This is a genomic window from Ruegeria sp. N4 (genome assembly GCF_056531425.1).
The window spans coordinates 97,081-110,571 of record NZ_JBQFLT010000001.1 but is presented as its reverse complement, the minus strand read 5'-3'; the positions used below and the strand labels follow the sequence as shown (position 1 = coordinate 110,571).

Below are 13,491 nucleotides of genomic sequence, written 5' to 3'. Positions count from 1 at the left end.
GTTCAAAAATACCTCGGGGGAGTCGCCCTTGGGCGACGGGGGCAGCGCCCCCTATTCCACGATCTCCGCCGTCTCGACGACCGCATGAAACAGAACATCCGCCCCGGCAGCGGCCCAGTCCTTGCTGATCTCTTCGGCCTCGTTATGGCTCAGCCCATCCACACACGGGCACATCACCATCGCTGTCGGTGCCACCCGGTTGATCCAGCAGGCATCATGCCCGGCGCCCGAGATGATGTCCGTGTGCGAATAACCCAACCGTTCCGCCGCATCGCGAATGGCTGCAACACATCCATCATCGAATTTGACCGGATCAAAACCGCCGACCTTCTCGAACTCGATCTCAAGGCCCATCTCATTGACAATGTCCTCGGCCGCGACGCGCAGACGGTTCTCCATATCGGTGATCACATCCAACTCGGGCGAGCGGAAATCGACCGTGAACACCGCCTTGCCCGGGATCACATTCCGTGAATTCGGATAGACGTCGATATGTCCCGCCGCTCCAACGGCATGGGGTGCATGGGACCAGGCGATCTCATCCACCTTCTCAAGAATGCGCGCCATTGCCAGCCCGGCATTCTTGCGCATCGGCATTGGGGTCGATCCGGTATGCGCATCCTTGCCGGTCACGGTTATCTGAGTCCAGCTCAGCCCCTGCCCATGGGTGACAACCCCGATATCCTTGCCTTCGGCCTCCAGAATCGGCCCCTGTTCAATGTGCAACTCAAAGAATGCGTGCATCTTGCGCGCGCCGACCTCTTCATCGCCGCGCCAGCCGATCCGTTGTAATTCATCACCGAATTTCTTGCCTTCCGCATCTTCGCGACCGTAGGCCCAATCCTGCGTGTGCATCCCGGCAAACACGCCCGAGGACAGCATGGCAGGCGCGTATCGCGTCCCTTCTTCATTGGTCCAGTTCGTCGCCACGATAGGGTGTTTGGTCTTGATCCCAAGATCATTCAGGGTCCGGATGATCTCCAATCCCCCAAGCACGCCCAGAACGCCATCATATTTGCCCCCCGTCGGCTGCGTATCAAGATGCGAGCCCACATAGACCGGCAGCGCATCCGGGTCCGTCCCCTCGCGCCGGGCAAACATGTTACCCATCTGGTCCAGCCCCATGGAACAGCCCGCATCCTCGCACCATGTCTGGAACAGGGCGCGGCCTTCGGCGTCTTCATCGGTCAATGTCTGGCGGTTGTTACCGCCCGCGACGCCGGGCCCAATCTTGGCCATTTCCATCAGGCTGTCCCACAACCTGTCGCCATTGATCCTGAGATTTTGCGCCGGAGCTGCCATTGTCTTTTTCCCTGTCGCTTGCGATTTGGCTCGCTTTTGGTGTCTTGATTTGACCATCTGGTCAAACTCACGCTATCACGGGTTCAACATCAGTCAAGAAATTGCGAAACACAGCGGAATTTTTCCGCATAATTCACACTCACTTGGCGTAAAAAGAGACACGCAGGAACCATGCCCAAAGACCGCGCACCAACCCGAATTCAGAAAAAGAACCGCGCCGCGATTCTCGAAGCCGCTTTGAACGTGTTCTCGGCGCATGGGTTTCGCGGGGCGACCGTCGATCAGATCGCGGCCGAGGCCGGTCTGAGCAAGCCCAACCTGCTGTATTATTTCCCCTCGAAAGAGGCGATCCACACCGCGCTTTTGTCCGGTTTGCTGGACGTCTGGCTCGCCCCGTTGCACGATCTGGACGAAAACGGCGATCCGATGCAGGAAATCCTGTCCTACATCCGGCGCAAACTGCAGATGAGCCGCGAATTGCCGCGCGAAAGCCGCCTGTTTGCCAATGAACTGGTACAGGGCGCGCCGCGCATACATGATGCCCTGTCCACCGACCTCAAGGCCTTGGTCGACTCGAAATCCGAGATCCTGACCAGATGGATGGATGACGGTAAAATTGCCCGCGTGCACCCCTATCATCTGTTCTTTTCGATCTGGGCCTTGACCCAGCATTACGCCGATTTTGACGTGCAGGTCCGCGCCATTCTGGGCGAGGAAGACCCGTTCGAAGGGGCCGAACCCTTTGTCGAGATGCTCTATCGCAAACTGCTGACACCCTAAGGTTTATTTCGCCGGTTTCAGAGCCAGAATTCGTTTCAAAATCACGATGGCCATGGCCAGCAATATGGTCAGGTCGCCCATTGTGTTGACCGTGTTGATCTTGGGCACTTTCCCGGCATCCCGTACGATGGCGGTATACATCTTGGGCTGCTGGACCCCGATGGAATGCTCACGCTCGGACGCTTTGATGAATTTGTCAAAGTCCTGTAATGCTTTGACCTTTTTCTTGACCTGCCCCAGAAAGCGCTGATCCAGCTGGCGATCCTCTTTCAGCTTTTTCAGCATCTCTTCGATCGAGCGGCGTAGCTTGATCATCTGATCCAGGTCCTTCTTGACCTGCTTTTGGTGCAGCACGAAATTCTTTGCCGCCAGCGCATCGCGCTGTTTGGCTTTGGACAGGGCGACGTTCTTCTTGGATGTGTCCCGGTCAAGCTTTGTGACCCGGTTGCCACCCTTGTTCCGGCCCGGTGGTGCCGCTGGCATGACATTCTCCTTTGATCCTGTCTGTCAGCGGCACTGTATCACCGAACCGGTATTTGCGGGATACCGGTATCTCTTACTCGGCGGCTTTCGCCATCGGGTTGTTCGGGTGGGACGTCCAGTTGGCATATTCCTCCTGAACAACCTTGCCGGTGCGCGGATCGACCGCGCCCGCGGCCATTGGCTCCATCGAGATGCAGCCTTCGACCGGGCAGACATCCACGCAGAGATTGCAGGCGACGCATTCCTCTTCGATCACCTCGAACACGCGATCCGGCGACATCGAAATCGCCTGGTGGCTGGTGTCTTCACAGGCGGCGTAGCAGCGACCGCATTTGATACACTGGTCCTGATCGATCTTGGCCTTGGCGATGTAATTCAGGTTCAGATACTGCCAGTCGGTCACATTGGGCACCGCCCGCCCAACAACTTCGGAAACACTGGTATAACCTTTCTCATCCATCCATTCGGACAGGCCCGCCGTCAGTTCATCGATGATCTTGAACCCATAGGTCATGGCCGCCGTGCAGACCTGCACATTGCCACAACCCAATGAGATGAATTCTGCCCCGTCGCGCCATGTGGTCACGCCGCCAATGCCCGAGATCGGCATGCCATGCGTCGCCTCGGCCCGTGCGATTTCCGAGACCATCGACAGCGCAATCGGTTTCACCGCCGGGCCGCAATAGCCGCCATGGCTGCCTTTGCCGTCAATCGAGGGTTCGGGGCTGAACGTGTCCAGGTTGACGCTGGTGATCGAGTTGATCGTGTTGATCAGCGATACCGCGTCTGCCCCGCCATTCCGCGCCGCAGCCGCAGGTTTGCGGATGTCGGTAATGTTCGGCGTCAGCTTCACGATGACCGGGCGGTCATAGTACATCTTGCACCAACGGGTGACCATTTCGATGTATTCCGGCACCTGCCCTACGGCAGACCCCATTCCCCGCTCGCTCATCCCGTGCGGGCAGCCGAAGTTCAGTTCGATGCCGTCCGCGCCGGTTTCGGCAACACGCGGAAGGATGGCTTTCCACGCTTCTTCCTCGCACGGCACCATGATCGAAGCGATCAGCGCGCGGTCCGGGTAATCCGCCTTGACCCGCGCCATTTCTTCAAGGTTTACCTCCAAGGGCCGGTCGGTGATCAGTTCGATGTTATTCAGGCCCAGCAACCGCCGATCCGCGCCATATATGGCCCCGTAACGCGGGCCGTTGACGTTCACGACCGGAGGGCCCTCGGCCCCCAGCGTTTTCCAGACAACACCACCCCATCCGGCCTCGAAGGCGCGGCGGACGTTGTATTCCTTGTCGGTCGGCGGGGCCGAGGCCAGCCAGTAGGGGTTGGGGCTGGAAATGCCCAGAAAGTCTGTCGTCAGGTCAGCCATGGGTACTCCTTTCCGGCTCCTCAGCCGGTTTTCTTGAAAATCATCTCGGTCGGGCGAATCCGCCCGGCATGCAGGTTTGCGACGTAGTTTTGGAACTTTTCGGGCGCCGTCTCACCCATCATCAGGTGGATGCCCAACGGCGCGGGGCCGGTTTCGGCAATCTTTGCAAAGACTTCCTCGAAGAACTTGATGGCGAATTCGGTACGATCCGTCTCGGTCACCAATTCAAGCCCCGCCGATGCGGCGGCGTCCTTGTAAACCTCGGGCGCATGCACAAAGGACGTCTCCTCCACCGTCGACCAAGGTAGCGGAAAGGCCAACGGTTCGTCTGTTTCTCCGGCCATCACGTCGAACAGGGCAAAGCTGCCACCGGTGGCCAAAGCCCGCGACACCTCGGCGAACAGCCCGGCCTTGTCTTCGATGTTCATGCCGACATGCAGCATCACCGCAAGATCGAACCCGGCATCCGGCACCGGCATGTCCAATGCACTGCCAACGTGGAACTCGACCTTGTCGGAATGCCCCACGATCTCGCTGAGTGCCGTTGCCGTCTCGACAAATTCAGGCGTCAGGTCGACCCCTGTCACCCTCGAGTCGTACCGGTCGACGACATATCGAGATGTCCCGCCAATCCCGCAGCCCACATCCAGTACCCGCGTCGCATGTGTAGGCGACAACTGGTCAAACAGATGATCCGTGGCCAGAACCCCACCAGTGTGGAATTCGTCACCTGCTTTCAGATCCGCGACAGTGGCCGCGTCGGGGTCAACGCCGCTGGCTTTCAGTGCGTCGCGCATGCGATCTGTCAGGGCGCCGGTGGTATAGTGTTGAGCAACTGCGTTTTCGATCTGGGACATAACGGTACCTCAGCGAATGGGATGAGTTGAATGCCTCACCCTATCACGAAACAAGGCTCGCGTGGATGTCCATCGCCGCATCCCGGCCTTCGGCCACGGCGGTTACGGTCAGGTCTTCTCCGCCCGCCGCGCAGTCTCCGCCTGCCCAAACACCGGCCATTGAGGTGCGTCCGGCACCGCCGACAGCGATCTTGTTGCCGTCCAGTTCCAACCCTTCGGGCGCGCCATCCAGCGTTTGACCGATGGCCTTGAGCACCTGATCGGCGGGCAGGCGAATGGTCTCGCCGGTTCCGGTCAACTGACCGTTCTGGCTGGAGGTGTATTCCAGCTCGATCTCGACCGCTGCGCCGTTGCCATGCACGGCAACAGGCTGAACATTGGTCATGATCCGAACCCCGTGCGAGGCGGCAAGGTCCTGTTCGTACCGGCTGGCCCCCATCGCATCGCGCCCACGACGATAGGCAATCGTGACCTGCTCGGCCCCTAGCAGTTTCGACTTCACCGCCGCATCAACAGCGGTCATACCGCCGCCAATCACAACGACATTCCGCCCGACCGGCAGATCCGCCAGATCCGACGCCTGCCGCACGTCCGAGATGAAATCGACCGCCGGACGCACGCCGTCCTTTTCCACACCTTGCGCCCGCAGCGCATTCACGCCAGCAAGACCGATGGACAGGAATACAGCGTCGTAATTCTCGATCAGACCTTCCAGAGAGATCGTTTCGCCCAGCAAAGACCCTGTTTCGATCGAGATACCGCCGATTTTCAGAAGCCAGTCGACCTCGGCCTGCGCGAAATCATTGGTCGATTTGTAAGCGGCGATGCCATATTCGTTCAGACCGCCCGGTTTGGGCTTGCCTTCATGGATCACCACATCATGACCCAGCATCGCCAACCGATGCGCACAAGCCAGACCCGCTGGCCCTGCCCCGATCACAGCCACAGTTTTGCCGGTCGCTTCGGCACGTTCGAACGGATGAACGCCCGAGGCCATCACATCATCAGTCGCAAAGCGTTGCAGCCGCCCGATCTCGACCGGCTTGCCTTCGGCGGCTTCGCGCACACAGGCTTCTTCGCACAGAGTTTCGGTCGGACAGACGCGGGCGCACATACCGCCCAGAATATTCTGGTCCAGAATAGTCCGCCCCGCCGATTGCGGCTGACCTGCCTGAATCTGGCGAATGAACAACGGAATATCGATATCCGTCGGACAGGCCGTCACGCATGGCGCGTCATAGCAGAAATAGCAGCGGTCTGCGGCCACGGCAGCCTCATGCGGGGCCAGTGGCGGATGCAGATCGGTGAAATTCGAGGTCAGCTCATCGCTGGAAAGCCGCCCGGAGACGATCCCGGGTGCCATCTGGCCCTGTGCCATCACTCTACTCCCTGTAGATATGTTTGTTATGGCCTCAGCTTGCCACATTTTGATTTTTTATCAATTGGTAAAATTTGCCAAATGGTAAAAAAATTTGAATCCGGCAGCCGATACAGACCGGATTTGGCCCCGTTTTGCTCACTTTCTAAGCATTTTGCAGGGCGGCGTGTCGGGATAACCCGTTCAAGTCGGGTCGCCGGACCTCAACTGTCTTTTGACGCCCCATCCGGCTTGCTGTAAGCCCGAAGGCAGGTGCGTGAGACAACGCGCATGTTTGGGACGGGCACAGATGCGGGCAGCTTCGCAAGATTTCAACATCGTCATCATCGGTCAGAACAACCGCCTGCAATACGAGGCCGTGCTGTTCGCGGCCTCGCTGCGCCATTCCTCGCCCGATTTTAAAGGTCGTCTGTTTGTCGCCACGCCCAATCCCGGCCCGCGTTGGCCTCAGAACCCCGCCATTCAGGACGAAGACGTTCTGAATGCGCTGAAACATCTGGGTGCCGAGATCCTGCCCTTCGACAGCCATGTCTTTGGTGAAAGCTATCCCTATGGCAACAAGATCGAGGCGCTTCTGGCCCTGCCCGAGGGCGAACCCTTTGTTTTCTTTGACACAGACACGCTGATCACGGGCGATCTGGGCAGCGTTCCGTTTGATTTCGACCGGCCAAGCGCATCCTTGAAGGTCGAAGGCACCTGGCCCAAGCCCACGCTGTACGGGCCAGGTTTTGACGGCATCTGGTCGGCGCTGTATCAGCGATTTGGTCTGGACTTCGACAGCTCGATTGACACAAGCCAACCGCACGAACACTGGCGGCGGTATCTGTATTTCAACGCGGGCTATTTCTTCTACAAATGTCCGCGCCAGTTCGGTGAGCGGTTCCTGGACTACGCGCGCACCATCCGGGATGAGCATTTTCCGGAACTGGTCGGACAGAACCTCGATCCCTGGCTGGATCAGGCCGCCCTGCCCCTTGTGATCCATTCCTTCGGCGGCGGACGCGATGCCCTGCCCGAGGGGCTTCTGGACGGCTCGGTCAGTTGTCACTACCGCTTGTTTCCGATGCTTTATGCCCGCGAAAGCGACCATGTGATCGATGTTCTGGAAACCGTTACGGCCCCGAACAAGGTCAAGAAGGTCCTGAAACAGTATGACCCGATCAAAAAGCTGGTGGTTCAGGGCAAGGGTCAGAAAATCCGGGACCTGTTCGACCGCAACGCGCTGCCCAGCCGCGAACAGGCCATTCGCAACCGGATCAAAGCGCAAGGGCTTTGGATGCGCTGACAGCAGCGTTGTGTGACGGCGGGCAATGTCCTACAGATTCGGCAACACACATTCCAACAGGAGATTTTTGATGTCTGACGGCCCCACCTACGGTTTCGACACGCTGCAAATTCACGCGGGCGCACGCCCGGACCCGGCAACCGGCGCGCGGCAGACACCGATCTACCAATCCACGGCCTATGTGTTCCGCGATGCCGACCACGCTGCAGCCCTGTTCAACCTGCAAGAGGTTGGGTTCATCTACTCGCGCCTGACCAACCCAACGGTGGCCGTGCTGCAAGAGCGTGTGGCGACTTTGGAAGGTGGCGTCGGTGCGGTTTGCTGTTCCTCGGGACATGCGGCGCAGATCATGGCGCTGTTCCCGCTGATGGGACCGGGCTGTAATGTGGTGGCCTCGACCCGTTTGTATGGCGGCACCGTCACCCAGTTCAGCCAAACGATCAAACGCTTTGGCTGGTCGGCCACGTTTGTGGACACCGACGATCTTGACGCCGTGAAGGCCGCCATCGACGAAAACACCCGCGCGGTGTTCTGCGAATCCATCGCCAACCCGGGCGGCTATGTCACCGACATCCGCGCGCTGGCGGATGTGGCTGACGAGGCAGGCATTCCGCTGATCGTCGACAACACCTCGGCCACGCCCTACCTGTGCCGCCCGATCGAACACGGGGCGACGCTGGTGGTGCATTCGACCACCAAGTATTTGACCGGCAATGGCACTGTCACCGGCGGTTGCATTGTGGATTCGGGCAAGTTCGACTGGTCGGCGAATGACAAGTTCCCCTCACTCAGCGAACCGGAACAGGCGTATCACGGGCTGAAATTCCACGAAACCTTCGGCCCGCTGGCCTTCACCTTCCATGGCATCGCCATCGGCCTGCGCGATCTGGGCATGACCATGAACCCGCAAGCCGCGCATTACACGCTGATGGGGATCGAGACCCTGTCACTGCGGATGGAGCGTCATGTCGAGAATGCGCAGAAGATCGCCGCGTGGCTCGAAGCCGATGATCGCGTGGACTACGTGACCTATGCGGGCCTGCCCTCGTCACCCTATCACGACCGAGTCAAGGCGCAGTACCCGCGCGGGGCCGGTGCGCTGTTCACCTTTGCCGTCAAAGGCGGCTACGACGCTTGTATCAAGCTGGTCAACGCGCTGGAGATTTTCAGCCATGTCGCCAATCTGGGCGATACGCGGTCGCTGATCATCCACTCGGCCTCGACCACGCACCGGCAACTGTCGCCGGAACAGCAAGAGGCTGCGGGCGCAAGCCCCAACGTGGTGCGTGTATCCATCGGGATCGAGGATGCCAATGACCTGATCGCCGATCTGGATCAGGCCCTGGCCAAAGCCAGCAGCTAAACCATGAGCGGGCACGACACAAACGCACTGGGTCAACCCATCGGTCTGCCGGTCACAGGCGATTTCCCGCGCCCGACACCGCCTTATACGCCGATGATGGGCCAGTATTGCTCGGTCGTGCCGCTGGACGTGAACCGACATGCGCCCGGATTGTTCCGGGCGTTTGCCAATGACACCGATCATCGGAACTGGACCTACCTGCCCTACGGCCCGTTTGACTCGGAGCCGGATTTTGAATCCTGGGCGCGCGCCAACTGTATGGATGCGGATCCGATGTTTCACACAGTTTTGGATGCGGATGAGGTGCCGGTGGGCATGGCCTCGTACCTGCGGATTGCGCCTGCGGCCGGGGCAATTGAGGTGGGGCACATCCACTTCTCCCCCCTGTTGCAGCGCAAGCCGCAATCGACCGAAGTCATGTACCTGATGATGAAACGTGTCTTCGACGAGTTGGGCTATCGCCGGTATGAATGGAAATGCGACGCGCTCAATGCCGCCTCGTGCCGGGCGGCGCAGCGATTGGGTTTCACGTTCGAGGGCATCTTTCGGCAGGCGACCCATTACAAGGGCCGCAATCGGGATACGGCGTGGTATGCGATCATCGACAGTGACTGGCCCCGTATCAAGGCCGCGTTCGAAGAATGGCTGTCGCCCGACAATTTCGACGCGGCGGGCCAGCAACGAAAACCGCTGATGACCCGCGCCGAGGCGTAGTCTTACTCGGAAATCTCGAATTCCATCGAGACGCTGACCGAAACCGAAATCTCTCCGCTGGCCACGGGTACACTACCGGCATCCGCCGCGCTGAAGGCGCGCATCTCGGCCATCGGGCGCACACCGCCACCGCGTTCCGAGATTGTCTGGACCGGACCCAAAGTGACATTTGCCGCTTGCGCCAGCTGCTCGGCCTTGGCTGTAGCTTCGCCCACCGCCTTGGCGCGGGCCTGCACCTCGATCGGTTTGGGGTCCTGCAGACCAAAGCTGAGGCCGCCAAAATCATTGGCCCCGTCCTGAATGACGGCATCCATGATCTGTCCCAACTGGGTCAGATCACGCACCCGCACAAATACCCGGTTCGACGCAACAAAGCCTGTGATCTCGGGCGCGCTGCCGTCCCGCTGATTTCGATTCGACCAGACCGGCGACAGCGACAGGTCGCGCGTTTGCACATCCCGATCCTCGATCCCCATATCCGTCAGCCGCGCCAGAACCTGCGCCACAGCGTCCGATGTCGCCTGCATCGCCACCGAGGCTTCGGCGTTTTCGTTTGTCACGCCCAACGTAATCGTCGCCATATCGGGCGCGACCTGCACGGTTCCCGTGGCGTCCACATTGATGCGACGTTCTTCCGCATGGGCCAGCCCGGCGGTTGTTGCGGCCATCATGGCGGCCAGAAAAGCGAATGTCTTCAAGGTCATCCCTCCAAACTAATTGCCTACAACATGGGTTGGCAGGGCTTTGCCATACAAGGGGGGTGCTTGGCTTTTTCTTTCCCTCGGCGGCTTCCTGCTTTAGGGTCGGTCTGCAGGCGTGTTATCGTTTGCGCTGATGATATGAGTTATGGTTCCACGGGATTATGAAACCCGCCTTTGCGCTGTCATTTTCTACAACCGGAATTTCGCTGCACCACCTGTCCGAGGGCGAGTGGTACAGTATTGGAACCGTTTCTCTGGATGCGGATGATCTGAACGCGCAGATCCATGCGTTGCGGGATCAGGCCTTTGCGCTGGAAAATGACCTAAGCTGCAATGTGGTGATTCCGGCGGATCAGATTCGCTATCTCTCGGTCGAGACGCGTGGTCTGTCGCCTGAGGACAGCGCACAGAAGGTTCGCGATGAGCTGGTTGCAGCAACGCCGTATGAGCAATCGGAACTGAGTTTCGCCACTGTCCGTCAGGACCGAACGACATTTGGCGCGGCGGTGTCGCTGCAAACGCTGAACGAAGCGCAGAGCTTTACTGCTGAACACGGGTTTGTCCCCGTTGCCTACACGGCAGACCCCGACGAAGACACATTTCCCGGCAAGCCGATATTTGATCTGGAGCCTGCGCCGGTTGCGCCCGTTGCAGTGCCCGAAATCGAACATCCTGCTGCACAGGTAGAGCCCGAGGTCGAGGAAGAACCAGAGCCAAAGGTCCACGTCATTGCCGAAACGGCAGCACCCGATGCTTTCCGCTCGCCCGCTCCGCCGGATGCTGATGTGCCTTCGGGTGGCAAAGGTTTTGATCCCAAACGTCTGACCGTTCCAGCCATCGCAGCGGCTGCTGTGTTGGCGGTGGCAATCGGCGCATGGTCCCTGATGGGCGCGCAGGATGAGGATGTTCTGGCCGAAGGCGAGCCAGACCTACTGACCGCGACACCGGATGAAGAGGCCGCTCAAGACCTCGCCGAAACACCGCCGATTGAAACCGAGGTGGCGGGTGCGCCAACAACCGACCTTGTGCCGGATGAGGATACCTTGGCCTCGGTCGAACCTTCTGCGACACAACCGCAGGCGCCCGACGACCAGCCCGCCTTATCGCCAACAGACGCGGCGATTCTGGAAGCGTTGAAGGTGCAGCCAACCCCGGTGGAAGAGATCGAACGGGACTCCGACACCGCGCAAGACGTTGAACCGGGCGTCGTGGTTGTTGATCTTGCACCCGACCGCCCCAGCGAACCATCTCTGATCGAGCCGGACGATCTGTATCTTGCCTCAATCGACAAGTCCGATTTCTCGAACGACGCAGTGGCGCTGGCACCTGCCGAAAGCTTCGAAACGGATCTGCCGTTTGACGCCCCTGCCCTGACGCGCGCAGCCGTGGCGGGTTTCGATCTGGATGAGCGTGGGCTTGTGACACCTTCCCCGGACGGCACCCTGAACCCTGACGGCATTATGGTCTATCTCGGTCGCCCCGCCTCGGTTCCGCCGGATGTTCCCACGCGTTTCGAAGAGGAACCCGTGGTCGAGGAAACCGACACACGTCTTGCCGGGTTCCGCCCGAAACCCCGCCCGGACAATCTGGACGAACGGTTCGAGCGTCAGCAGTTGGGCGGTCGGTCCCTGGAAGAACTGGCGGTAATGCGGCCAAAACTCCGGCCCGAATCCCTGCAAGCCGCGCCCGAGGTGGATGACACGCCCACCGCCCTGGCCGTTGTGCGCGTGCCGCGCCCCAAAACCCGGCCCGCTGGTCTTGTGCGCGTCGCGGCAGCAGCCCCGGCTGCGTCCAATCTGGGCTCAACCGCTGCTGTTGACCAAAACAGTGACGAGGCCGGATCGTTCCAGCCCAAGGCCGTCGCCCCCAAAATCCCGTCCACCGCGTCTGTTGCACGGCAGGCGACCATCGACAACGCCATCAACCTGCGCAGGCTGAACCTGATCGGGGTCTACGGCACGCCCGCCAACCGGCGCGCGCTGGTCCGCTTGCCCAGCGGTCGGTACAAAAAGCTGAAGGTCGGTGACCGGGTTGACGGCGGCAAGGTCATCGCCATCAGCGACAGTGAGTTGCGGTATCAGAAAAAGGGCCGCAACGTGACCCTGTCGATGCCGCGTGGATGATCGCTTTGCCTATCAGGCGCGCGTCAAGCCGCCGAAATCTCACCGCTTTCGATCTGCTCACGCTCGATGGATTCGAACAGGGCCTGAAAGTTACCCTCGCCAAATCCGTCATCGCCCTTGCGCTGGATGAATTCGAAGAAAATCGGGCCGATCACGGTTTTTGAAAAAATTTGCAGCAAAATCCGGGTCTCACCCCCGTCCACAACGCCTTCGCCGTCGATCAGGATGCCGTGTTTCATCATCCGCTCCAGCGGCTCATCATGATCTGTCACACGCTCTTTCGACATGTCGTAATAGGCGCGGTTCGGGCCGGGCATGAATTTCAGACCGTTCTCGGCGATGGCATCGGTCGAGGCATAGATATCCTCGCTGCCCACTGCGATATGCTGGATGCCTTCGCCCTTGTATTTCTTGAGGTAAGACACGATCTGCCCGGTCTCGCCGCGATCCTCGTTGATCGGGATACGAATGCGGCCACAGGGTGAGGTCAAGGCGCGGCTATAAAGCCCGGTGAACTTGCCCTGAATGTCGAAGAACCGTATTTCGCGGAAGTTGAACAGGTCGCCGTAAAACCTGAACCATTTGTCCATGTTGCCCTTGTAGACATTGTGGGTGAGGTGATCGAGGTAATAGAACCCCTCGCCGCGCGGCTTGGATTCCTTGATCCACTCGAATTCCTGATTGTAGGGGGATGTGTCGTAATACTGATCGATGAAATACAGCAACGATCCACCAATGCCCTTGATGGCAGGAACGTGCATGGTTTTGTCCGCCCCGTCATAGGGTTCGGCCCCTTTGGACACCGCGTGCTCATACGCCTTTTGCGCATCCACCACACGCCAGCCCATCGCAGGGGCACAGGGCCCGTGTTCCGCCACGAACTTGTCGGCGAAGCTGTCCGGGTCGGCGTTCAGGATATAGGTGACATCGCCCTGCTGCCACAGCTCGACCAGGGGTTTGGCCTTGTGGCGGGCGACCAGATCGAAGCCCATCTTGGCGAACAGATCGCGCAGCTCCTGCGGGTTCGGATGGGCAAATTCGACAAATTCAAACCCGTCGGTGCCTGCGGGGTTTTCTGAACTGATAACGGATTTCGGGGCGTTGTGCGGGAAAGGACCCATGACGCG

Annotated in this window: 12 protein-coding genes; 5 read left to right on the top strand and 7 right to left on the bottom strand. The window is 59.7% G+C overall.

Translation table 11 applies throughout. From position 1 onward, the window contains the following. Nucleotides 1-51 precede the first annotated feature (51 nt). On the bottom strand, nt 52-1,302 hold the full coding sequence (locus tag ACR0LW_RS00545; protein ID WP_480881183.1) for a Zn-dependent hydrolase: 1,251 nt from the start codon (nt 1,300-1,302) through the stop codon (nt 52-54). Between the two features lie 171 nt (nt 1,303-1,473). Between ACR0LW_RS00545 and ACR0LW_RS00540 the strand changes: the two genes are divergently transcribed. Further along, entirely contained in the window at nt 1,474-2,082 is a 609-nt protein-coding gene (locus tag ACR0LW_RS00540; RefSeq protein ID WP_170451332.1) for a TetR family transcriptional regulator C-terminal domain-containing protein, read from the top strand. A gap of 3 nt (nt 2,083-2,085) precedes the next feature. On the opposite strand, the gene ACR0LW_RS00535 is transcribed toward ACR0LW_RS00540, so the two are convergent. The 4 genes from ACR0LW_RS00535 to ACR0LW_RS00520 form a co-directional block, all read right to left on the bottom strand. Continuing rightward, nucleotides 2,086-2,565 carry a hypothetical protein gene (locus ACR0LW_RS00535; protein WP_170451334.1) on the bottom strand — a complete coding sequence of 160 codons (480 nt, stop codon included), beginning with the start codon at nt 2,563-2,565 and terminating at the stop codon, nt 2,086-2,088. 73 nt (nt 2,566-2,638) lie between these two features. Beyond that, nucleotides 2,639-3,943 carry an NAD-dependent dihydropyrimidine dehydrogenase subunit PreA gene (preA, locus tag ACR0LW_RS00530; RefSeq protein ID WP_480881181.1) on the bottom strand — a complete coding sequence of 435 codons (1,305 nt, stop codon included), beginning with the start codon at nt 3,941-3,943 and terminating at the stop codon, nt 2,639-2,641. Between the two features lie 20 nt (nt 3,944-3,963). Next, nucleotides 3,964-4,800 (bottom strand): methyltransferase domain-containing protein, encoded by an 837-nt coding sequence (locus ACR0LW_RS00525; RefSeq protein WP_480881178.1) that lies wholly within the window; start codon nt 4,798-4,800, stop codon nt 3,964-3,966. A 43-nt stretch (nt 4,801-4,843) separates the two neighbouring features. After that, nucleotides 4,844-6,178: an NAD(P)-dependent oxidoreductase gene (locus ACR0LW_RS00520; RefSeq protein ID WP_480881175.1), complete on the bottom strand. Its 1,335-nt coding sequence runs from the start codon at nt 6,176-6,178 to the stop codon at nt 4,844-4,846. A 289-nt stretch (nt 6,179-6,467) separates the two neighbouring features. Between ACR0LW_RS00520 and ACR0LW_RS00515 the strand changes: the two genes are divergently transcribed. The 3 genes from ACR0LW_RS00515 to ACR0LW_RS00505 all read left to right on the top strand — a co-directional run bounded on the left by ACR0LW_RS00515 (nt 6,468) and on the right by ACR0LW_RS00505 (nt 9,540). Further along, a complete protein-coding gene (locus ACR0LW_RS00515; RefSeq protein ID WP_480881172.1) occupies nt 6,468-7,463 on the top strand; it encodes a hypothetical protein in 996 nt (331 codons plus the stop codon). Between the two features lie 70 nt (nt 7,464-7,533). Next, nucleotides 7,534-8,826, top strand: coding sequence for an O-acetylhomoserine aminocarboxypropyltransferase/cysteine synthase family protein (locus tag ACR0LW_RS00510; protein ID WP_170518006.1), 1,293 nt, complete (start codon nt 7,534-7,536; stop codon nt 8,824-8,826). Nucleotides 8,827-8,829: 3 nt separating this feature from the next. Beyond that, entirely contained in the window at nt 8,830-9,540 is a 711-nt protein-coding gene (locus ACR0LW_RS00505) for a GNAT family N-acetyltransferase (RefSeq protein ID WP_480881168.1), read from the top strand. 2 nt (nt 9,541-9,542) lie between these two features. On the opposite strand, the gene ACR0LW_RS00500 is transcribed toward ACR0LW_RS00505, so the two are convergent. After that, a complete protein-coding gene (locus tag ACR0LW_RS00500) occupies nt 9,543-10,244 on the bottom strand; it encodes an SIMPL domain-containing protein (protein WP_480881165.1) in 702 nt (233 codons plus the stop codon). Between the two features lie 158 nt (nt 10,245-10,402). Between ACR0LW_RS00500 and ACR0LW_RS00495 the strand changes: the two genes are divergently transcribed. Next, complete coding sequence (locus tag ACR0LW_RS00495; protein WP_480881162.1) at nt 10,403-12,364, top strand: hypothetical protein; 1,962 nt, start codon at nt 10,403-10,405, stop codon at nt 12,362-12,364. Between the two features lie 23 nt (nt 12,365-12,387). On the opposite strand, the gene hppD is transcribed toward ACR0LW_RS00495, so the two are convergent. Next, entirely contained in the window at nt 12,388-13,485 is a 1,098-nt protein-coding gene (gene hppD / locus ACR0LW_RS00490; protein WP_480881159.1) for a 4-hydroxyphenylpyruvate dioxygenase, read from the bottom strand. Nucleotides 13,486-13,491: the final 6 nt, after the last annotated feature.

What these genes read in the sequence shown, in the direction of transcription:
- ACR0LW_RS00545 (WP_480881183.1), bottom strand. Translation starts at nt 1,302, where the DNA reads ATGGCAGCTCCGGCGCAAAATCTCAGGATCAATGGCGACAGGTTGTGG.
- ACR0LW_RS00540 (WP_170451332.1), top strand. Translation starts at nt 1,474, where the DNA reads ATGCCCAAAGACCGCGCACCAACCCGAATTCAGAAAAAGAACCGCGCC.
- ACR0LW_RS00535 (WP_170451334.1), bottom strand. Translation starts at nt 2,565, where the DNA reads ATGCCAGCGGCACCACCGGGCCGGAACAAGGGTGGCAACCGGGTCACA.
- preA (WP_480881181.1), bottom strand. Translation starts at nt 3,943, where the DNA reads ATGGCTGACCTGACGACAGACTTTCTGGGCATTTCCAGCCCCAACCCC.
- ACR0LW_RS00525 (WP_480881178.1), bottom strand. Translation starts at nt 4,800, where the DNA reads ATGTCCCAGATCGAAAACGCAGTTGCTCAACACTATACCACCGGCGCC.
- ACR0LW_RS00520 (WP_480881175.1), bottom strand. Translation starts at nt 6,178, where the DNA reads ATGGCACAGGGCCAGATGGCACCCGGGATCGTCTCCGGGCGGCTTTCC.
- ACR0LW_RS00515 (WP_480881172.1), top strand. Translation starts at nt 6,468, where the DNA reads ATGCGGGCAGCTTCGCAAGATTTCAACATCGTCATCATCGGTCAGAAC.
- ACR0LW_RS00510 (WP_170518006.1), top strand. Translation starts at nt 7,534, where the DNA reads ATGTCTGACGGCCCCACCTACGGTTTCGACACGCTGCAAATTCACGCG.
- ACR0LW_RS00505 (WP_480881168.1), top strand. Translation starts at nt 8,830, where the DNA reads ATGAGCGGGCACGACACAAACGCACTGGGTCAACCCATCGGTCTGCCG.
- ACR0LW_RS00500 (WP_480881165.1), bottom strand. Translation starts at nt 10,244, where the DNA reads ATGACCTTGAAGACATTCGCTTTTCTGGCCGCCATGATGGCCGCAACA.
- ACR0LW_RS00495 (WP_480881162.1), top strand. Translation starts at nt 10,403, where the DNA reads ATGAAACCCGCCTTTGCGCTGTCATTTTCTACAACCGGAATTTCGCTG.
- hppD (WP_480881159.1), bottom strand. Translation starts at nt 13,485, where the DNA reads ATGGGTCCTTTCCCGCACAACGCCCCGAAATCCGTTATCAGTTCAGAA.